Here is an 18,615-nt window from a genome sequence, read left to right on the forward strand (position 1 = left end):
TGCGTGAGCCGAGCCCTACCGTGTGAGCCGCGCCTTCGTGAACCGTGTCGCCTCGGCCGACGTCGGATCCTCCGGCCACGGATGCTTGGGGTAGCGGCCGCGCAGCTCGGCGCGGACCGCCCGGTAGCCCTCGCGCCAGAAGTTCGCAAGGTCCGCGGTGACGGCGGCGGGCCGCCCGGCGGGCGAGAGCAGATGGACCAGGACGGGCACCCCGGCCACCTCCGGCGTGCCGTCCAGGCCGAACATCTCCTGCAACTTGACGGCCAGGACGGGCTGTTCACCCCCGTACTCCACCCGTATCCGCGATCCACTGGGGACCTGGATGCGCTCGGGGGCCAGCTCGTCGAGCCGGGCCGCCTCCCCGGTCGCCCACGGGAGGAGCCGGCCCAGGGCCGCCCCCGCCTCGATCCGGCCGAGGTCGGCCCGGCGCCGGGCCCGCGAGAGCTCGGGCTCCAGCCACTGCGCGGCCCGGTCGAGCAGCGCCTCGTCGCCGACATCGGGCCAGGGCTCCCCGAGCACCCGGTGCAGGAACGCCAGCCGCTCCCGCAGGCCCCGCGCCTCGCGCGTCCAGCGCAGCAGGCCGAGCCCGTCCCGCGCCAGGCCGTCGAGCAGCGCGGCCCGCACGAGCTCCGGATCGGGGCTCTTCAGCGGCCGCACGGACAGCTCGACCGCGCCGAGCCTGGTCACCCGGCGGGCCACCACCTCGCCGTCCTCCCAGTGCACCTCCTCGCCCTCGCGGAGCAGATGGTCCGCGGCGAGGCGGGCGGTCGCCTCGTCGACGACGGCGGCCAGGCGGATACGGGCGGACGCCGCCTGCACGGGCCGGTCCGCGACGGCCACCGCCAGCCAGTCCGCCGTAGCCAGCCCGGAGCCCGCCGCCGCCTCGGCGCCGGTGCCGGACGCCATGAGGAACGCGCCGCCGCCGCGGGCCCGTGCCACCCGCTCGGGAAACGCCAGGGCCGCCACCAGCCCCGCCGCGGCCTCGGCGGAGCCCTTCTCGGGATGGTTCCCGGCGAACGAGGCCAGCCGCCGCACCTCCTGGAGCCAGCGCGCCGCGTACCCGTCGCCGCCCCGGCGGGCCGTGCGCCAGGCCGCCGCGAGGTCGTCCCCGTACTCGCGGGGAGGCTCCTCGCTGAGCAGCGCCACCACTTCGGCGGCCCGCCGGGCGCCCACCTCGGCTGCGCCGTCCACCAGGGCCCGGCCGAGCCGTGGATGCAGGCCCAGCCGGGCCATGCGGGCACCGCGCCCGGTGGCCCGGCCCTGTTCGTCCACGGCGCCGATCGCCGTCAGCACGGACCGGGCCGCGGCCATCGCACCCGTCGGCGGCGCGTCGAGCAGGGCGAGGCCCTCGGCCGACGGGTCGCCCCAGCAGGCGGCCTGGAGGGCGAAGGCGGCCAGGTCGGCCACCTTGATCTCGGGGGCCGGGAAGCGCGGCAGACGGCTGTGCTCCGCCTCGGTCCAGCACCGGTAGACCACGCCCGGCGCCTCGCGCCCGGCCCGGCCCGCGCGCTGGCGGGCCGCCGCCTGCGAGGCCCGCACGGTCGTCAGGGCGCCGAGACCCCGGGCGTGGTCCACCCTCGGCTCGCGGGCCAGACCGCAGTCGACGACCGCCCGCACCCCGGGCACGGTCAGCGAGGACTCGGCGACCGAGGTGGCGAGGACCACGCGCCGGCCCTGCGAACCGGCGAGCACCGCGTCCTGCACGGAGGCCGGGGCCCGCCCGTGCACCTGGAGTACCTCGATGCCCGAAAGCTCGCCCAACTGCCGTGCCACGCGGGCGATTTCTCCCACGCCGGGCAGGAAGCAGAGCACGTCCCCGTCCCGCTCGGCCAGCGCCCGGCGCACGGTGGCCGCCACATGCGCGAGCAGCGCCGGATCCACCCGCAGGCCGTGCGGCGGCCGGACCGGCTGCGCGGGCGGCGCCCACACCACGTCCACCGGGTGGGCCACCCCGGCCGCCTCCACGACCGGCGCGTCCCCCAGGAGCTGGGCCCAGCCCTGCGCGTCCGTGGTCGCGGAGGCCGCCACCAGGCGCAGCTCGGGCCGCAGCGCGGCCCTGACGTCGAGGAGGAAGGCGGCGACCGTGTCCGCGTCGAGATGGCGCTCGTGGCACTCGTCGAGCACGACGACGTCGACCCCGGCCAACTCCTGGTCGCGCTGCAGGCGTTGGAGGAGCACTCCGGTGGTGACGACCTCGACGACGGTGTCGGGGCCGACGGACCGCTCGCCCCGCACGGTGAAGCCGACCCGCCCGCCCGTCCGCTCGCCGAGCAGCCAGGCCATCCGCCGCGCGGCCGCCCTGGCCGCGATCCGGCGCGGCTCGGCGACTATGACCCGCCGCACCGGGCCGCCCCCGACCAGGCCCGCGAGGACCAGCGGCACGAGTGTCGTCTTGCCGGTGCCGGGCGGCGCGCACAGCACCGCCGTCCCGTGCCCGTCGAGCGCGGCGAGCAGCTCGGGCACGGCCTCGCGGACGGGGAGGGCGTCGAGTGCGTCGGTTCGGATCATGCGCTCAGTGTCGTACGTCCCGCCGGGCGGCGTGACGCTCTGTCCACAGGGGCGGTGGGCTTGTATGACTAATCCCGGGTTCGGGGCGCCTGCCCGTCAGCCCGTCCCGTCGCGTTCAGTCCCGTACGCACACGAAGATCGCGGTCCCGGGGATCAGGTTGCCCCGCAGCGGGGACCAGCCGCCCCACTCCTGCGCGTTCCAGGCCGGCCACTCCGGCTCGACCAGGTCCTCCAGTCGGAAGCCGCCCGCGACCACGTCCCGCACCCGGTCGCCCAGGGTGCGGTGGTGCTCCACGTAGACGGCGTGGCCACTCTCGTCCTGCTCGACGTAGGGGGTGCGGTCGAAATAGGAGGCGGCGACGGAGAGGCCCTCGGGGCCCGGCTCGTCCGGGAACGCCCAGCGGATGGGATGGGTGACCGAGAAGACCCAGCGTCCGCCGGGGCGCAGCACCCGGCGCACCTCGCGGAAGACCTTCACCGGGTCGGCCACGAAGGGGACGGCGCCGTAGGCCGAGCAGGCCAGGTCGAAGGAGGCGTCCGCGAAGGGCAGCGCGCCCGCGTCCGCCTCGATCAGCGGAAACGTGCCTCCGTCGATGCGCAGCGCGTGCTGGAGCTGGCGGTGCGAGAGGTCCAGGGCCACCGGGCGGGCGCCCTGGGCGGCCAGCCAGCGCGAGCACTGGGCGGCGCCCGCGCCGATCTCCAGGACGGCGAGACCCTTCAGGGACTCCGCCGGGCCGAGGAGGCGGGCGTCCGCCTCGTCCAGGCCCTCGGGGCCCCAGACGAACCGGTCGTCCCCGAGGAACGCTCCGTGATCGGTCTGGTACTCGTCGGCGTTGCGGTCCCACCAGCCGCGGCTGGCCCGGCTGCTCTCCGTGTCCCCGGCGGCACGCCGGGTCGCCTCGGGGCCGGAATCGGCCCCGCCCTCGGACTCGTACGCTTGGATCTCTTGGCTCATCGTGTCCGTCGTTGTAGTTTGCGCGGGACGCGACCTCGTGTTCTCGAAGGTCTCGAAAAGAGGTCTGCGGGGCCCATCGTGGCCTCGGGGAACCTTAGTTGTGCCGGGAATGCGGGGATCCGCCCCGGGTGTGCGCCTTCGCGCATTGACCGTGTCCGGCTGCCCCCGTATGCTACAAGTTGCGCTGCGAGCCTGCGCACCTCAGACATAGCAGGCGCGCTTCCATCTGTTGTATGTCCCCTCGGTTGTCGAGGCGCCATCCGGACCGACCCGGAGAGGCGCTTCCCAGGCTGTCCGGCTTCTGCAGAGGCGATACGGGCTCTCGGCGTGGCAGTACCTACGACTTTCTGTCCGTAACCGGAGCCCTTTCCCACATGACGAGCAGCACCGAGACCACCGCCACCACCCCGCAGGTTGCGGTCAACGACATCGGTAACGAGGAAGCCTTCCTCGCCGCGATCGACGAGACGATCAAGTACTTCAACGACGGCGACATCGTCGACGGCGTCATCGTGAAGGTCGACCGGGACGAGGTCCTGCTCGACATCGGTTACAAGACCGAAGGTGTCATCCCGAGCCGCGAGCTCTCGATCAAGCACGACGTCGACCCGAACGAGGTCGTCAAGGTCGGCGACGAGATCGAGGCCCTGGTTCTCCAGAAGGAGGACAAGGAAGGCCGCCTGATCCTCTCGAAGAAGCGCGCTCAGTACGAGCGTGCCTGGGGCACCATCGAGAAGATCAAGGAAGAGGACGGCATCGTCACCGGCACCGTCATCGAGGTTGTCAAGGGTGGTCTCATCCTCGACATCGGCCTCCGTGGCTTCCTGCCGGCCTCCCTCGTCGAGATGCGCCGCGTCCGCGACCTCCAGCCCTACGTGGGCAAGGAGCTCGAGGCGAAGATCATCGAGCTGGACAAGAACCGCAACAACGTGGTCCTGTCCCGCCGTGCCTGGCTCGAGCAGACCCAGTCCGAGGTTCGCCAGACGTTCCTCACCACCCTGCAGAAGGGTCAGGTCCGCTCCGGCGTCGTTTCCTCGATCGTCAACTTCGGTGCCTTCGTGGACCTGGGTGGCGTCGACGGTCTCGTCCACGTCTCCGAGCTCTCCTGGAAGCACATCGACCACCCGTCCGAGGTTGTCGAGGTCGGCCAGGAAGTCACCGTCGAGGTCCTCGACGTCGACATGGACCGCGAGCGTGTCTCCCTGTCGCTGAAGGCGACGCAGGAGGACCCGTGGCAGCAGTTCGCCCGTACGCACCAGATCGGGCAGGTCGTCCCCGGTAAGGTCACCAAGCTCGTTCCGTTCGGTGCGTTCGTGCGCGTCGACGAGGGCATCGAGGGCCTGGTCCACATCTCCGAGCTGGCCGAGCGCCACGTGGAGATCCCGGAGCAGGTTGTCCAGGTCAACGACGAGATCTTCGTCAAGGTCATCGACATCGACCTCGAGCGTCGCCGGATCTCGCTGTCCCTGAAGCAGGCCAACGAGTCCTTCGGTGCCGACCCGGCGTCGGTCGAGTTCGACCCGACCCTGTACGGCATGGCCGCGTCCTACGACGACCAGGGCAACTACATCTACCCCGAGGGCTTCGACCCCGAGACCAACGACTGGCTCGAGGGCTACGAGACCCAGCGCGAGGCGTGGGAGGGCCAGTACGCCGAGGCGCAGTCGCGCTTCGAGCAGCACCAGGCCCAGGTCATCAAGTCCCGCGAGGCCGACGAGGCCGCCGCTGCCGAGGGCGCTGCCGCCCCGGCCGGTGCCCCGGCGGGCGTCTCCGGCGGTTCGTACTCCTCGGAGTCGGACGACAACTCCGGCGCCCTGGCGTCGGACGAGGCGCTGGCTGCCCTGCGCGAGAAGCTGGCGGGCGGCCAGAGCTGACGCTCTGACCCCAGCTGGTAGATAGCTGAACGTAAGGCCCGTTCCCCTGGGGAGCGGGCCTTACTGCATGTCCCGGGTGGCCGTCCCCCGGCCCGGGTGTCAACCCGGTTCACCCGAAGCCGAGTTGGCCGGTGTTCCCGCGGCGGCCGGGTGGCGCCCGGCAGACTGGGCGCGTGCCCCGCGACCGTTCACCGGGCCGTGCACGGCTTTCTGTGAAAGCGGCGGGGACGGGAATGCCCGCGTCCTGGCGGTCGTTCTTCCTGATGAACACGAGGAGGAGCGGTAATCGTGCTTGATCCGCAGGATTTGTACGAATGGGAGCCGAAGGGCCTCGCCGTCGTCGACATGGCGCTCGCGCAGGAGTCGGCAGGCCTGGTCATGCTGTACCACTTCGACGGCTACATCGACGCGGGTGAGACCGGCGAGCAGATCGTCGAGAAGCTGCTGGACACGCTGCCCCACCAGGTGGTGGCCCGCTTCGACCACGACCGCCTCGTCGACTACCGCGCCCGGCGCCCGCTGCTGACGTTCCGGCGCGACCGCTGGACCGACTTCGAGGTGCCCGCGCTGGAGGTCCGCCTGGTGCAGGACGCCACGGGCGCGCCCTTCCTGCTGATGTCGGGCCCCGAGCCGGACGTCGAATGGGAGCGCTTCGCGCTGGCCGTGCGCCAGATCGTCGAGCGGCTCGGCGTGCGTCTCTCGGTCAACTTCCACGGCATCCCCATGGGCGTGCCGCACACCCGTCCCGTCGGCATAACGCCGCACGGCAACCGCACGGACCTGATGCCCGGCCACCGCTCGCCGTTCGACGAGGCGCAGGTGCCCGGAAGCGCCGAGTCGCTGATCGAGTACCGCCTGATGGAGTCCGGCCACGACGTCCTGGGAGTGGCCGCCCATGTACCGCACTACGTGGCCCGCTCGGCCTACCCGGACGCGGCGCTGACCGCCCTGGAGGCAGTCACGGCGGCAACGGGCCTGGTCCTGCCCAGCGTTGCGCACGGTCTCCGTACCGAGGCCCAGCGCACCCAGACCGAGATCGAGCGCCAGATCGGCGAGGGCGACGAGGAACTGGTCAGCCTGGTCCAGGGCCTTGAGCACCAGTACGACGCAGTGGCGGGCGCCGAATCGCGCGGCAACCTGGTCGCCGAACCGGCGGACCTGCCCTCGGCGGAGGAGCTGGGCCGCGAGTTCGAGCGCTTCCTGGCCGAACGGGAGGGCGACGCCTAGCGGCGGGCGCCTAAGCTTCCGCTCATGCTGAAGGTGGGCCTGACCGGCGGTATCGGCGCCGGCAAGAGCGAAGTGTCACGGCTGCTCGTCTCCTACGGGGCCGTGCTGATCGACGCGGACAGGATCGCGCGCGAGGTCGTCGAGCCCGGGACCCCGGGCCTGGCGGCCGTGGTCGAGGCGTTCGGCCCCGGCATCCTGTCCGCGGACGGCACCCTGGACCGCCCCAAGCTGGGCGGCATCGTCTTCTCCGACCCGGACAGGCTCGCGATCCTGAACAAGATCGTGCATCCGCTGGTCGGCGCGCGCTCCGCCGAACTGGAGTCGGCGGCGGGTCCCGACGCGGTCGTCGTCCACGACGTACCCCTCCTGACCGAGAACGGCCTGGCGGCGCTGTACGACCTCGTGGTCGTGGTCGACGCGACCCCCGAGACCCAGCTCGACCGGCTGGTGCGGCTGCGCGGCATGAAGCCCGAGGAGGCCCGGGCGCGGATGGCCGCCCAGGCCGACCGCGCCCAGCGGCTGGCCGTCGCCGACCTGGTGGTCGACAACGACGGCCCCCTGGAGGCGCTGGAGCCGCAGGTACGCAAGGTGTGGGCGGAGCTGGTGGAGCGGGCGGGACGGTAGGGGCGAAGCCCTGTCCGGCGGCTCCGAGGCGGAGAGCGGGGCGCGCTCGTCAAGAGCGCCCGGGGCTCCGCTGCCGCGCCCCCGCGCGCCGGGGGAGCGCGAGCCCCACCGCGCCGTCGCACCGGCGCGTATCAAAGCCGTAGGGGATTCGCCCGTCGTGCTGGGTTTCCGCGACTTGGCCCGCCGCAGGTCACCGGGGCGGATTACGATCCGGGCGTGCTCTTCGTACTGGCGGGTTTCACGGTGCTCGGCGGTCTGGTGGCGCTCCTCGCCGGGGCGTACGGGCTGCGGGAGAGTCGGCGGGTCCAGCGGGCCGGCGCGTTCGCCTGGGCGCTCGTGAAACCCGCGCCGCAGGGCGCCGCGCGGCCCCTCCTGCAGTTCGCGACGGATGACGGCCACGTCCTCGAACTTCCCTCCCCGGTCCCGCCCAGCCGCCGCGAGCCGCTCCCGCCGGGCAGCACGGTCCGCGTGTCCTACGATCCGGCCGACCCGCGCACCGTCGTCGTCCTGGGGCGTGAACGCACCGCCGTGGACCGGGCGTTCGTGGCGGCCGGCGCGGCGATCGTGCTGCTGGGGCTGACGCTGGCCGCGGCCGCCCTCTGAGGCGTACGCCACGCGGGCGCGATCGTCTTCGGAGGCGTACGGAATACCCGGGCTGGGCATGGCGTTGTCAACGCCCAGCGAGGGAAAGGACAGGCAGGTGGCGGAGAGCACCCCCGAGACGCACGTCATCGACTACCGCGCGGCCGAGCAACTCCTGGCCGCCCGGGACCCGCGTGGCGCCGTCAAACTTCTCGACTCGGTCATCGCGGCCCACCCCGAGAACACCGCGGCGCGTCTGCTGCGGGCCCGCGCCTTCTTCGCCGCGGCCCAACTCCGCTCCGCCGAGCTGGAGTTCCAGCTGGTCCTGGAGCGAGAGCCGGACAATGCCTTCGCCCACTTCGCCCTGGCCCGCACCTACGAGCGCGAGGCCCGGCCCGACCAGGCCAAGCGCCACTTCCGGCTGGCCGCGGCCCTCGACCCGAAGCCGGAGTACCTGGCGGCGGCGCGCTTCGAGGACGACACCGAGTAGCGGGGCGCACACAGGGCCGGAGTTCACGGCCAGCGGGTGCGCGGCGGCTCGTACGGCGGCACGTCGCGGCCCGGCTGGTAGTGGGGGCCCTGCCGGATGTGGCGGATGATCACGAAGAGGTCGACGACGACCACCGCCGTCAGGGCCGCGCAGGCCGCCATCCACCCCGGCCGACCCTCCAGCGCGAAGCCGACCGTGCCTCCGGCGGCCCAGATCAGGCCCCAGATGCTCAGCCAGAGCCGCATCCGCAGGGGGCTGCGGGCGGTGATCGGTTCGTTACCGGTGCGCAGCATGGTGATCGCCTCTACAGGAGGTGTACCCGCTGGGCCGGAGGTGAAAGCCGCAGGACACGGGGGATCCGGACGGCACGCCGGTGCCGGGCGCGTCCGCGAATGCGGCGGCGCGGGCCGATCCGGGTGGCTAGGGTGGCGCGCATGCTGCTCCTCGACGATCTCCCCGAGACGCTGCTCGACCTCGCCGTACCCCACGAGGACATCAACGAACTGACCTCGCTGTCCGCCCGGTTCGCCGCCGAGCCCGAGCTCGCCGAGCTCCTGGAGCGTTCGGCGCGGATCCTCGTCCACGACATCGGGGCGGTCGGCGTCCACCCCGAACTGTCGGCCCTGCCCGAGGGGTTGGGCGATTTGGAGCGCTGGTTCCCCGTGTACGTCGCGGTCGCCGCGCTGCCGCACGTCAGGGCCTACCACCGCGAGCGGGGCATCCCCGAGGACATCGCCCGCCATACGCTCGCCGACCTCGGTCGGCACATCGCGCTGCACCACCGGCGGCGCGGAGTCGGCGGCCTCGCGGTGCCCGGCTGGCTGCGGTTGCACTTCCGGGGCGAGATCTACCAGCTCGGGCGGCTCCAGTTCCAGCGCTCACGGCTCGGGGAGCGCACGAGCCGGGCCATCGCGGCGGCCGGGCTCGACGTGGAACCGGGCGAGCCCTGCCTGGACCTGCACATTCCGGACTACCGGGGCCCGTTGACGCCCGCCGCGTGTGCGGACTCCATCGACCGGGCCAAGGAGTTCTTCGCCCGCCACTTCCCCGAGGAGCGCTACCGGGTCGGCGCGTGCCACTCCTGGCTGCTCGACGACCAACTGCGCGGCTACCTCCCCGAGCACTCCAACATTCTCGGCTTCCAGGACCTGTTCCGTACCGCCTACAAGGACGACGAGCCGTCCGACCGCGAACCCGTCGGCTTCGTCTTCGGCGACCCGGAACTGCCCGTGGCGGGCCTTCCGCAGGACACCGCCGTGCAGCGGGCCGTCACCCGGCACCTGCTGGAGGGCGGGCACTGGTATCTGGGCCACGGCTGGTTCGAGCTGTAGGCGCAGCCGGGCCGTCCTCGGGCGGGGCGGCTCAGTGCACGAAGCTGAAGCTGCGCCAGGGTGCGGCCTTCGGCGCGACGTTGTTGGCGAGCCTGCTGCCGATGTACGTGGTGTCCTTGCCGGTGCAGTCGGGCGTCCTGTACATGACCATGTCGACCAGCGTGTTGTTGGAGAGCTCGGTCGTGCCGGACGGCGGGAGCCGGTGGCAGCCCCGCACCTTGGGGCTGGTCAGGGTGACGGTCGTCTCGGGACCGATCGAGTAGGAGACGGTGCCGACCGACGTCCGCCCGAGGCTGGAGCAGGCCGTGGTGGCGAGGGCGAGCAGCGCGGCACCGGCGGCGATCCGCGTCCGGCGACGGCGGCGCGCGGGGCGGGCGGGGGACTGGGACGCGGGCACGGACATGAGTGGTCCTCGTCTGTACGGCATGGCTGCGGCGGTCAGTGCCGCCAGCCTGCCTTCTGGCCGCCCTTCCGGCATCCGGTGTGCGCCGCGGCTAGCCCGGCCGGGCGACGGAGTGCCGGAGCCCCACAGTTCCTCTTCGTCTTGTGTGGTGCGCACACATCACCGCTCCGGCCGTGTGCTGCCTAGCGTCTACGCGGACGGGGACAGGGCGTCCGCGGTTCGTCGAGACAAGCCGAGACAGGACAACAGGACAAAGGGGGATGGGGCGTGCGCTACAGACAGCGGACCGGATGGGGAGTGGTCGGCGCCGTCACGGCGGTGCTGGCGGGGCTGCTCGGCGCAGGCGGCGCCGCGAGCGCCGCTGGGGCCGCCGCGTACCCCTCCTACCTCGCGTTGGAGGCGAGTTACGGCGCCGGGACGGTGACCAACGGCTGGGAGAAGGTCGAGCGCTTCCGTGACACCACCGCCGGATTCGCGGCGAGTGCCGCCGAGGGCTATCCGCCGGACGGCCGCGGTGACCAGGACGGCGTGCGCGTGACGTACTTCGGAGGCGTCTCGCGGCCGAGCTCCGACCGGTTCCTGCTGTACTCGGCGCCCGGCTGGAACACCGCCGCCCAGAGCGTTCCCGTGCTGCTCGTGCACGGTGCCAACGACACCGCCGACCGGGCCTGGGCCAATCCGGGGGAGTCCGGCGGCTACGGCTGCGGCGCGCCGTCCTGCCCCTCCACCGGCCTGATGCAGTACCTGTCCGCGCGCGGCCGGCGCGTCTTCGCCATCGGCTTCGCCCACAAGCAGGGCGGCAACCTCATGCAGGCCCAGGCCGTGGGGGACGCCGTCGCCGCCATCAAGGCCAAGCTGGGCGTCGCCAAGGTCGACCTGGTGGGCTGGAGCAAGGGCGAGATGTCGACCCGCGCCTATGTGTCGTCGGTGAAGCCGTCCTGGGGGCGGGCCTACGCCGGTGACGTACGGAAACTGATCACGCTGGGCGGGCCCAACGGCGGCTACGACTACCCCTACGCGCACGGCTGGGCGCACGACTTCTCCATCTGGCCGGAGTGCGGCGGCAAGATCAACGCGCCGTCGCCGCACTCCCGGATGACCTGCTACGGCACGTACACGGCGCACCCCGAGTTCTCCATGACGCCGTCCGGCGGCTACGACGACTACCCCGGGCAGCGCCAGATGCTGGCCCGCTGGGACGGGGTGTACGGCGTCGACCAGTCCGCCCAGGACTGGTACACGACCTACTACGGCGGCCAGGGCTTCTACACCGCGGGGGACGGCATCCAGTCGGCCGTGGACGCGGGCTCACTGGTCGCGCCGTTGCGGCGCGCCGGGGTCCCCACCTCCGTCGCCGCCTATCTGCTGGCGGGAGGCTCGCCGAACGTCGTGGGCATCTTCAACGAGAACCGGGGCCCCAGCGACGGAGTCGTCTTCGTCTCCAGCGCGCTCGACACCACCGGGTTCGCCACCGTCGGCGGCACGGCCACCGTGGCCGGCGCCAACCACCTCGAACTCGGCTGGGACAGCACGTCCGCCGCCCAGGTCGCCGCCTGGCTCGCACTCCCGTGAGGACACCCCGATGCGCACCCTGACCACCCGGCGTGTCCCCACCGCCCGCCTCACTCAGCAGATCCTTCAGGCGGCTCCGGCCCCCGGGGGCTCCGCGGAAACCGTCGTCTTCGTCCACGGCAACGTGTCGTCCTCGGTGTTCTGGCACGACACCCTGCTCCAACTCCCCGATCGCTACCTCGCGTTGGCGGTCGACCTGCGCGGCTTCGGCGGCACCGACCCGCTGCCGGTCGACGCGACCCGGGGACTGCGCGACTACGCGGACGACCTCGCGGCACTGCTCGACGCCCTGCATGTGGACCGCGCACACCTGGTGGGCTGGTCCATGGGGGGAGGCGTGGTGCTGCAGTATCTGCGGGACCGGCCCGCGTCCGTCCGCTCCGTCACCCTGGTCAACCCGGTCTCGCCGTACGGCTTCGGCGGCACCCACGGCGCGGACGGGCGGCTCAACTCGCCCGACGGGGCCGGGTCCGGAGGCGGCACCGCCCACCCCGAGTTCGTACGGCTCCTCGGGGCGGGCGACCGGGGCGACGACTCCCCGCTCTCGCCCCGGCACGTCCTCGCGACCTGCTACGTCAAGCCTCCGGCGCGCCCGGCCCGCGAGGACGAATTGGTCGCGTCGATGCTGACGACCCATGTGGGCGACGACCACTATCCGGGCGACAGCCGTGTCTGTGACACCTGGCCCGGTGTGGCCCCCGGCACCCGCGGAGTGCTCAACTGCCTCGCCCCGACGCACTTCCGCCTCGACGACCTGCACACCCTGCCCGTCCTGCCGCCGGTGACCTGGATCCGGGGCGAGGAGGACGTCATCGTCTCCGACACCTCGCTGTTCGACCTCGCCCACCTCGGCGCGCTCGGCGCGGTGCCGGGCTGGGACGGCACCCCGGCCCAGCCGATGCTCGCCCAGACCCGCCATGTTCTGGCCCTTTACGCCCGGGCCGGCGGCAGGGTACGAGAGATTGCGGTGCCCACAGCCGGGCATGCGGTCCATGTCGAACGTCCCGAGGAATTCGGCGCGGCCCTGCTCGCCACCCTGTCGGAAGGCGCACGAACCTGATGGAACCCATCCGCACGACCCACCAGGGCGCGGTCCGAGGACGGCTCGTCACCGAGGACGTGGCCGCCTTCCTCGGCATCCCGTTCGCCGCGCCCCCCTTCGGGGAGGCACGCTTCCAGGCACCGGGACCGGCCGCCCCCTGGGACGGCGTGCGCGACGCGCTCTCCCGCGGAGCGAGCGTGCCCCGGGCCCGCTACGCGCCGCCCTTCGACGCCCTCATCCCCGACGACGGCCCCCAGGGCGAGGACTGCCTCAACCTCAACGTCTGGACCCCGCACCCGGCGTCCGGCGGCGGCCTCCCGGTGATGGTGTGGATCCACGGCGGTGCCTTCGCCAACGGCTCCGGATCGGTGTCCGCGTACGACGGCAGCACCTTCGCGCGCGACGGCGTGGTGTACGTGAGCATCAACTACCGGCTCGGCGCCGACGGCTTCCTGAGGCTGCCCGACCGGCCGGACAACCGGGGGCTGCTCGATCAGATCGCCGCCCTGGAGTGGGTCCGCGACAACATCGAGGCGTTCGGCGGCGACCCCGGGCAGGTGACCGTCTTCGGCGAGTCGGCGGGCGCCATGAGCATCGGCGCCCTGCTGTCGATGCCCCGCGCCCGGGGCCTGTTCCGGCGCGCCATCCTGCAGAGCGGCGCCGCCCACCACTTCCTGCGGCCCGCCTCCGCCGAACGGATCACGGCCAGGCTCGCCGAGAAGCTCGGCATCGGCGCGACCGCGGAGGAGTTCGCCGCCGTCCCCCTCGAAACACTGCTGCCCGCGCAGGCGGAGCTGAGGGGCGAGATCGGGGCCCGCCCGGACCCGGCTCTGTGGGGCGAGGCGGCGCTCAACATGATGCCGTTCGAGCCCGTCCTCGACGAGCTGCCGCTGCCCGGCGCGGACTGCGGGGTGCAGTTCCTGGTGGGCAGCAACCGCGAGGAGTACCGCCTGTTCCTGGTGCCCACCGAGCGCCTCGACGTGCTGCCGCAGGACAAACTGCGCGCCGCGACGGCCGCGTACGGCCTCGACCCGGACAAGGCGCTGCCCCTGTACGCCGGACACCGCCCGGGCGCGGTGCCCGGCGAACTGTTCGACGCGGTCACCACCGACTGGTTCTACCGGATCCCCGCCCTGCGCGTGGCCGAGTCGGTGCCGGGCTCGTACGTGTACGAGTTCGCCCGGCGCTCCCCGGCTCTCGGCGGCCGGCTCGGCGCCTGCCACGCCTCGGAGCTGGCCTACGTCTTCGACCGGCTCGACGACCCGACGTACGCGGCGATGCTCGGTGAGGGGCCCCCGCAGGCCCTCGCCGACGCGATGCACGGAGCCTGGGTGGCCTTCGCGAAGACCGGCGACCCGGGCTGGGCGCCCTACGACCGGGAGACCCGCGCCACCATGGTCCTCGACACCGTTCCGAGCATCGAGAATGATCTTCGCGGCGAGGAACGTGCCTTGTGGGAGGGGGTGCGCTGAGGTCGCGGGGCCCATTGTCAGACCTCGCCCGTAAGGTCGTAGATCAGTCGCGGACCACGCGGCGATCCTGACCGTGCGGACGAAGGGAGGTGACCGGCCGATGGACCAGCCGACACCTGTGCGCCACCTCGAGCGGGGGCCGGTGGCCTCGCCGGGCGCCGGGCCCGCCTGGCGTGAGCGGCCCGCCCCCGTCTTCGGGACGCCTGCCCTGCGTGGCGCTCCCGCGTCCGCCCATGAAGCCGGTCCGGAGCCAGATCCCCTGCGGTGGCCCGCCGTGTCGACGGCCGCCGTGTTCCTGCCAGCGGGCCTGCCGCGCGACGGGAAGGTCGCCTTCTGGGACCCGGGCCAGGGACCGGTGCCCCCCGGGCCGCCCGGTGCCGAGGTGACGGAGCTGACCGTGGTGCGCCGCCACGGCGCGGGCGCCCGCAGCCGCAAGGTCGCCGCCCTCCTCGTGCCGGTCGCCGAAGCCCTCCCGGTGCTGGTCAGGGCCCGCCGCCACCCCGCCGCCCATCCGGCGGCCGCCTGCTGGGGCGCCGCCGCGCTGCACGCCCTGCACCTCGTCGCGCGCGGCCGCCTGCTGCCCGGCCTCACCGCCACCCAGCACGACGCCTGGCGCGCCGGACCGCTCGACGCCGACGACATCGCCCAGCTGCGCGCCATCGCCGCCGCCATGCCGTACGAGGCGTACGGCGTCCCCGTCCCGGGCCGTGGCGCACTCCGGCTGCCCGAGCCCGAGGCCCTGGTCCGGGCGTTCCTCGACGCCGTCGCCGACACCCTGCCGCGCACCCCGGCCGCCGCCCACGCGGCGGGCGCGCCGTTCGCCGCGGCCGCCGCCCAGCACCTGCCCGCCGCCCGAGCCTGGGCAGCGGAGGCGGCCGCGGGCATGGACGCGGGCGTGCGGGTCTCGCTGCGCCTGGACCTCTCCGGATACGAGCTGTTCGACACCGCGTCCGAAGAGGAGGGCGAGGCCCGGCGCGCGGGCTCGGCCATCGTCCAGGTGCACAGCCTGGCCGACCCCACCCTGGTCGTCGACGCCGGACGCCTGTGGTCGGACGGCGCCACCGAAAGCCGGGGGGCCACGGGAAGCGGGTCCGGACGGCGCAGGACGCGCGCTGCGGAGACCCGTACCGCGACGGAAGCCATGGCCTCAGCGGGCGGGACGGTCGCGGCAGCAGCCGCCACCGGCGGCGCAGTTGAAGCCTTCGGCCCGCGCGCCCGGATCGACGCGCTGCTCGCGCTGCGCCGCGCCGCGCGCGTCTGGCCGCCGCTCGGGCTGCTCCTGGAGCGCAGCGTCCCGGACGTCCTGCCGCTCACCGAGACCGAGCTGTACGAACTGCTCGGCGAGGCGTCGGCGCGGCTGGCCGCGGCGGGCATCGCCGTCCACTGGCCGCGCGAGCTGGCCCGCACCCTCAGCGCCACCGCCGTGGTGCGGCCCGCACCCGGGTCCGCGACCGACGGCACGTCGTTCTTCGACGCCGAGGAACTCCTCACCTTCAACTGGCAGTTGGCGCTCGGCGGCGAACCGCTCAGCAACGCCGAGATGGACGCGCTCGCCGAGGCCCACCGCCCGATCGTGCGCCTGCGCGACCAGTGGGTGGTGGCCGACCCCGAGCTCGTGCGCAAGGCGAGAAAGCGCGACTTGGGCCTGCTCGACCCCGTGGACGCGCTGTCCGTCGCGCTCACCGGCACCGCGGAGGTCGACGGCGAGACGGTCGAGGCCGTCCCCGCCGGAGCGCTCGCGGTGCTCCGTGACCGGCTCCTGGAGGGGCCCGCCACGGCCGAACAACCGCCGGGCCTCGACGCGACCCTGCGCGACTACCAACTGCGCGGCCTCGCCTGGCTGGAGCTGATGACCTCGATGGGTCTCGGCGGCTGCCTCGCCGACGACATGGGGCTCGGTAAGACCATCACCGTGATCGCCCTGCACCTGCGCCGGGCCCGTACCGAGCCCACCCTGGTGGTCTGCCCGGCCTCGCTGCTCGGCAACTGGCAGCGCGAGATCGCCCGGTTCGCGCCGGGCGTCCCGGTGCGCCGCTTCCACGGCAGCAGTCGCAGCCTCGCGGGCAGCGAAGGCGGCTTCGTCCTCACCACGTACGGCACGATGCGCGGCAGCGCGCCCCAACTGGCCGCGCACAGCTGGAACATGGTGGTCGCCGACGAGGCGCAGCACGTCAAGAACCCGTTCTCGGCCACCGCCAAGGCGCTGCGCGCCATCCCGGCCCCCGCCAGGATCGCGCTCACCGGCACCCCGGTGGAGAACAACCTCTCCGAGCTGTGGGCGCTGCTCGACTGGACGACGCCCGGGCTGCTCGGCCCCCTGAAGGCGTTCCGTTCCCGGCACGCCCGGCTGGTGGAGAACGGCGAGGACGAGGACGCCGCGGTCCGCCTGTCGCGCCTGGTCCGTCCCTTCCTCCTGCGCAGGAAGAAGTCCGACCCGGGGATCGTGCCCGAGCTGCCTCCGAAGACGGAGACCGACCACCCCGTGCCGCTCACCCGGGAACAGGCCTCCCTCTACGAGGCGGTGGTCCGCGAGGTGATGGCGGCCGTCGAGGCCTCCGAGGGCATCGCCCGCCGCGCCCAGATCATGAAGCTGCTCACCGCCCTGAAGCAGATCTGCAACCACCCCGCGCAGTACCTCAAAGAGGAGTCGCCACGGCTCCCGGCCCGCTCGGGGAAGCTGGCCCTGCTCGACGAACTCGTGGACACCATCCTCAGCGAGGACGGCTCGGTGCTCGTCTTCACCCAGTACGTCGCCATGGCCCGCCTGCTCTCCACCCACCTCACCGCCCGCGGCGTGCCCTCCCAACTGCTGCACGGGGGAACGCCGGTGAGCGAGCGGGACCGGCTGGTCGACGCCTTCCAGAGCGGTGAGGTGCCCGTGTTCATCCTCTCCCTCAAGGCCGCGGGTACCGGCCTCAACCTCACCCGCGCGGGCCATGTCATCCACTACGACCGGTGGTGGAACCCGGCGGTGGAGGAGCAGGCCACCGACCGCGCCTACCGGATCGGACAGACCCAGCCGGTCCAGGTCCACCGCTTGATCGCGGAGGGCACGGTGGAGGACCGCATCGCCGACATGCTGGAACAGAAACGCCGGCTGGCCGAGGCGGTCCTCGGCTCCGGGGAGAGCGCCCTGACCGAACTCACCGACCGCGAACTGGCGGACCTGATCTCCCTGCGGAGGGCCTCATGAGTCCTCGTGCGCCCATCGGCGCCCCGCGCCACGACGACCGCCGCCGCACCTACCCCGCGCTGGGCGCCCGCTCGCAGCGGACCGGGACCTGGTGGGGCGACGCCTGGGTGGAGGCCCTGGAGGAGCTCGCCCTGGACTCCGCCCGGTTGGCCCGCGGACGCGCCTACGCCGAAGCCGGTCACGTGGACGCGATCACGGTCACGCCGGGCAAAATCACGGCGTACGTCCACGGCTCCCGCCCGCGCCCCTACCGTACGGAGCTGCGGCTGCGCACGCTGCCCGACCAGGCGTGGGAGGACTTCCTCGACACCGCGGCCCGGGCCCCGGCCCACATCGCCGCGCTGCTCGACAAGGACCTTCCGCACGCGCTGGCCGACGAGGCGGCACTGCTGCCCGGTTCGGGCGACCTCATCCCCGACTGCTCCTGCCCCGACGACGGCTACCCGTGCAAGCACGCGGCGGCGCTCTGCTACCAGGCGGCCCGGCTCCTGGACGAGGATCCGTTCGTGCTGCTGCTGATGCGGGGGCGCGGCGAGCAGGAGGTGCTCGCCGCGCTCACCCGGCGCAACGCCGCCCGCATGGCCGTGGAGCGGGTGGCCCCGCTGCCCCAACTGCCCACCGTGCAGGCCCGTACGGCGGTCCAGCCGCGTACGCTGCCGCCCCTGCCGCCGCCGTTCCCCACGCCGCCCCGGCCGGGCCACCCGCCCGCCTTCCCGGAGGTGCACGGCGGCCCCGACCCGCTCTCCCTCGACCTCCTCGCCACCGAGGCGGCCATCCGCGCCCACACGCTCCTGGCCACCGGCGAGGACCCGATCGCCCCGCTGTCCCCGTGGCAGGACGCGGTCCGGCTGGCCGCCGCGCACCCCGGCTCCGGCCTCACCTCGGCGACCCGCGCCCTCTACACCTCCCTGACCCGGGCCACCGACCGCACCCCCACCGACCTGGCCCGGGCGGTGGCCGCCTGGCGGCAGGGCGGCATCGAGGCACTCGCCGTACTCGAAACCCCCTGGGACCCGCCCGCGGGCCCCTTCGACCGGGCCCGCCCGGCACTGAGCGCCGCCGGGTTCCCCGACTTCCGCCCCAGCCGCAACCGCCTCACCACCCCCACCACCCAGCTCCGCTACGGACGCGACGGACTCTGGTACGGCTACGAGTCGGACCCCGGAAGAGAGGACTGGTGGCCCCGCGGCGCCCCGGACCCCGACCCGGTGGGCGCCCTCACAGCCCGCCTCGGCGGCTGACCCGGGGGCGAGGGGTACTGGGGGCACGGCCGCGCTTTCGGGGCACGGGGCCGGTGGTGGCGAAGCCGGTTGGCCCTCGCCGAAGACGTCGGACGATGAGC

General features: G+C 73.5%; 15 protein-coding genes. 11 read left to right on the plus strand and 4 right to left on the minus strand.

Annotated features, from left to right (window positions below; translation table 11 throughout):
• Positions 1 to 15 precede the first annotated feature (15 nt).
• Together hrpB and AC07F3_RS28140 are read right to left on the minus strand one after the other, a co-directional pair.
• Positions 16 to 2,508, minus strand: a complete 2,493-nt coding sequence (gene hrpB, locus AC07F3_RS28135; RefSeq protein WP_479117219.1) for an ATP-dependent helicase HrpB — start codon at positions 2,506 to 2,508, stop codon at positions 16 to 18.
• Positions 2,509 to 2,623: 115 nt separating this feature from the next.
• A complete protein-coding gene (locus tag AC07F3_RS28140; protein ID WP_479117220.1) occupies positions 2,624 to 3,463 on the minus strand; it encodes a class I SAM-dependent methyltransferase in 840 nt (279 codons plus the stop codon).
• Positions 3,464 to 3,837: 374 nt separating this feature from the next.
• Between AC07F3_RS28140 and rpsA the strand changes: the two genes are divergently transcribed.
• The 5 genes from rpsA (at position 3,838) to AC07F3_RS28165 (ending at position 8,260) form a co-directional block, all read left to right on the plus strand.
• Positions 3,838 to 5,337: a 30S ribosomal protein S1 gene (rpsA, locus tag AC07F3_RS28145; RefSeq protein WP_100574468.1), complete on the plus strand. Its 1,500-nt coding sequence runs from the start codon at positions 3,838 to 3,840 to the stop codon at positions 5,335 to 5,337.
• 288 nt (positions 5,338 to 5,625) lie between these two features.
• Positions 5,626 to 6,564 (plus strand): PAC2 family protein, encoded by a 939-nt coding sequence (locus AC07F3_RS28150; protein WP_388975717.1) that lies wholly within the window; start codon positions 5,626 to 5,628, stop codon positions 6,562 to 6,564.
• 24 nt (positions 6,565 to 6,588) lie between these two features.
• Positions 6,589 to 7,188, plus strand: a complete 600-nt coding sequence (gene coaE / locus AC07F3_RS28155) for a dephospho-CoA kinase (protein ID WP_479117221.1) — start codon at positions 6,589 to 6,591, stop codon at positions 7,186 to 7,188.
• Positions 7,189 to 7,404: 216 nt separating this feature from the next.
• Positions 7,405 to 7,791, plus strand: coding sequence for a DUF3592 domain-containing protein (locus AC07F3_RS28160; protein WP_479117222.1), 387 nt, complete (start codon positions 7,405 to 7,407; stop codon positions 7,789 to 7,791).
• Between the two features lie 58 nt (positions 7,792 to 7,849).
• Positions 7,850 to 8,260, plus strand: a complete 411-nt coding sequence (locus AC07F3_RS28165; RefSeq protein ID WP_479117223.1) for a tetratricopeptide repeat protein — start codon at positions 7,850 to 7,852, stop codon at positions 8,258 to 8,260.
• A gap of 23 nt (positions 8,261 to 8,283) precedes the next feature.
• Here AC07F3_RS28165 and AC07F3_RS28170 read toward each other — a convergent pair whose 3' ends face one another.
• Positions 8,284 to 8,553 (minus strand): DUF6343 family protein, encoded by a 270-nt coding sequence (locus AC07F3_RS28170; RefSeq protein ID WP_479117224.1) that lies wholly within the window; start codon positions 8,551 to 8,553, stop codon positions 8,284 to 8,286.
• A 141-nt stretch (positions 8,554 to 8,694) separates the two neighbouring features.
• On the opposite strand from AC07F3_RS28170, the gene AC07F3_RS28175 reads away from it, so the two are divergent.
• A complete protein-coding gene (locus AC07F3_RS28175; RefSeq protein ID WP_479117225.1) occupies positions 8,695 to 9,591 on the plus strand; it encodes an acyltransferase domain-containing protein in 897 nt (298 codons plus the stop codon).
• 31 nt (positions 9,592 to 9,622) lie between these two features.
• On the opposite strand, the gene AC07F3_RS28180 is transcribed toward AC07F3_RS28175, so the two are convergent.
• Positions 9,623 to 9,994 carry a hypothetical protein gene (locus tag AC07F3_RS28180; RefSeq protein WP_479117226.1) on the minus strand — a complete coding sequence of 124 codons (372 nt, stop codon included), beginning with the start codon at positions 9,992 to 9,994 and terminating at the stop codon, positions 9,623 to 9,625.
• A gap of 267 nt (positions 9,995 to 10,261) precedes the next feature.
• Between AC07F3_RS28180 and AC07F3_RS28185 the strand changes: the two genes are divergently transcribed.
• The 5 genes from AC07F3_RS28185 to AC07F3_RS28205 all read left to right on the plus strand — a co-directional run bounded on the left by AC07F3_RS28185 (position 10,262) and on the right by AC07F3_RS28205 (position 18,514).
• Positions 10,262 to 11,566 (plus strand): esterase/lipase family protein, encoded by a 1,305-nt coding sequence (locus AC07F3_RS28185; RefSeq protein ID WP_479117227.1) that lies wholly within the window; start codon positions 10,262 to 10,264, stop codon positions 11,564 to 11,566.
• 10 nt (positions 11,567 to 11,576) lie between these two features.
• The gene (locus AC07F3_RS28190) at positions 11,577 to 12,626 is read left to right on the plus strand and encodes an alpha/beta fold hydrolase (RefSeq protein ID WP_479117228.1); all 1,050 of its coding nucleotides are present in this window, start codon (positions 11,577 to 11,579) and stop codon (positions 12,624 to 12,626) included.
• Positions 12,626 to 14,080 (plus strand): carboxylesterase/lipase family protein, encoded by a 1,455-nt coding sequence (locus AC07F3_RS28195; protein WP_479117229.1) that lies wholly within the window; start codon positions 12,626 to 12,628, stop codon positions 14,078 to 14,080. Before AC07F3_RS28190 ends, AC07F3_RS28195 begins: the two co-directional genes overlap by 1 nt.
• A gap of 100 nt (positions 14,081 to 14,180) precedes the next feature.
• A complete protein-coding gene (locus AC07F3_RS28200; protein ID WP_479117230.1) occupies positions 14,181 to 17,273 on the plus strand; it encodes a DEAD/DEAH box helicase in 3,093 nt (1,030 codons plus the stop codon).
• Positions 17,270 to 18,514 (plus strand): SWIM zinc finger family protein, encoded by a 1,245-nt coding sequence (locus AC07F3_RS28205; protein WP_479117231.1) that lies wholly within the window; start codon positions 17,270 to 17,272, stop codon positions 18,512 to 18,514. The genes AC07F3_RS28200 and AC07F3_RS28205 overlap by 4 nt, the downstream gene beginning before the upstream one ends.
• Positions 18,515 to 18,615 lie beyond the last annotated feature (101 nt).

This window comes from Streptomyces sp. NPDC045846 (assembly GCF_056431605.1).

What these genes read in the sequence shown, in the direction of transcription:
- hrpB (WP_479117219.1), bottom strand. Translation starts at nt 2,508, where the DNA reads ATGATCCGAACCGACGCACTCGACGCCCTCCCCGTCCGCGAGGCCGTG.
- AC07F3_RS28140 (WP_479117220.1), bottom strand. Translation starts at nt 3,463, where the DNA reads ATGAGCCAAGAGATCCAAGCGTACGAGTCCGAGGGCGGGGCCGATTCC.
- rpsA (WP_100574468.1), top strand. Translation starts at nt 3,838, where the DNA reads ATGACGAGCAGCACCGAGACCACCGCCACCACCCCGCAGGTTGCGGTC.
- coaE (WP_479117221.1), top strand. Translation starts at nt 6,589, where the DNA reads ATGCTGAAGGTGGGCCTGACCGGCGGTATCGGCGCCGGCAAGAGCGAA.
- AC07F3_RS28165 (WP_479117223.1), top strand. Translation starts at nt 7,850, where the DNA reads ATGGCGTTGTCAACGCCCAGCGAGGGAAAGGACAGGCAGGTGGCGGAG.
- AC07F3_RS28170 (WP_479117224.1), bottom strand. Translation starts at nt 8,553, where the DNA reads ATGCTGCGCACCGGTAACGAACCGATCACCGCCCGCAGCCCCCTGCGG.
- AC07F3_RS28175 (WP_479117225.1), top strand. Translation starts at nt 8,695, where the DNA reads ATGCTGCTCCTCGACGATCTCCCCGAGACGCTGCTCGACCTCGCCGTA.
- AC07F3_RS28180 (WP_479117226.1), bottom strand. Translation starts at nt 9,994, where the DNA reads ATGTCCGTGCCCGCGTCCCAGTCCCCCGCCCGCCCCGCGCGCCGCCGT.
- AC07F3_RS28190 (WP_479117228.1), top strand. Translation starts at nt 11,577, where the DNA reads ATGCGCACCCTGACCACCCGGCGTGTCCCCACCGCCCGCCTCACTCAG.
- AC07F3_RS28195 (WP_479117229.1), top strand. Translation starts at nt 12,626, where the DNA reads ATGGAACCCATCCGCACGACCCACCAGGGCGCGGTCCGAGGACGGCTC.
- AC07F3_RS28200 (WP_479117230.1), top strand. Translation starts at nt 14,181, where the DNA reads ATGGACCAGCCGACACCTGTGCGCCACCTCGAGCGGGGGCCGGTGGCC.
- AC07F3_RS28205 (WP_479117231.1), top strand. Translation starts at nt 17,270, where the DNA reads ATGAGTCCTCGTGCGCCCATCGGCGCCCCGCGCCACGACGACCGCCGC.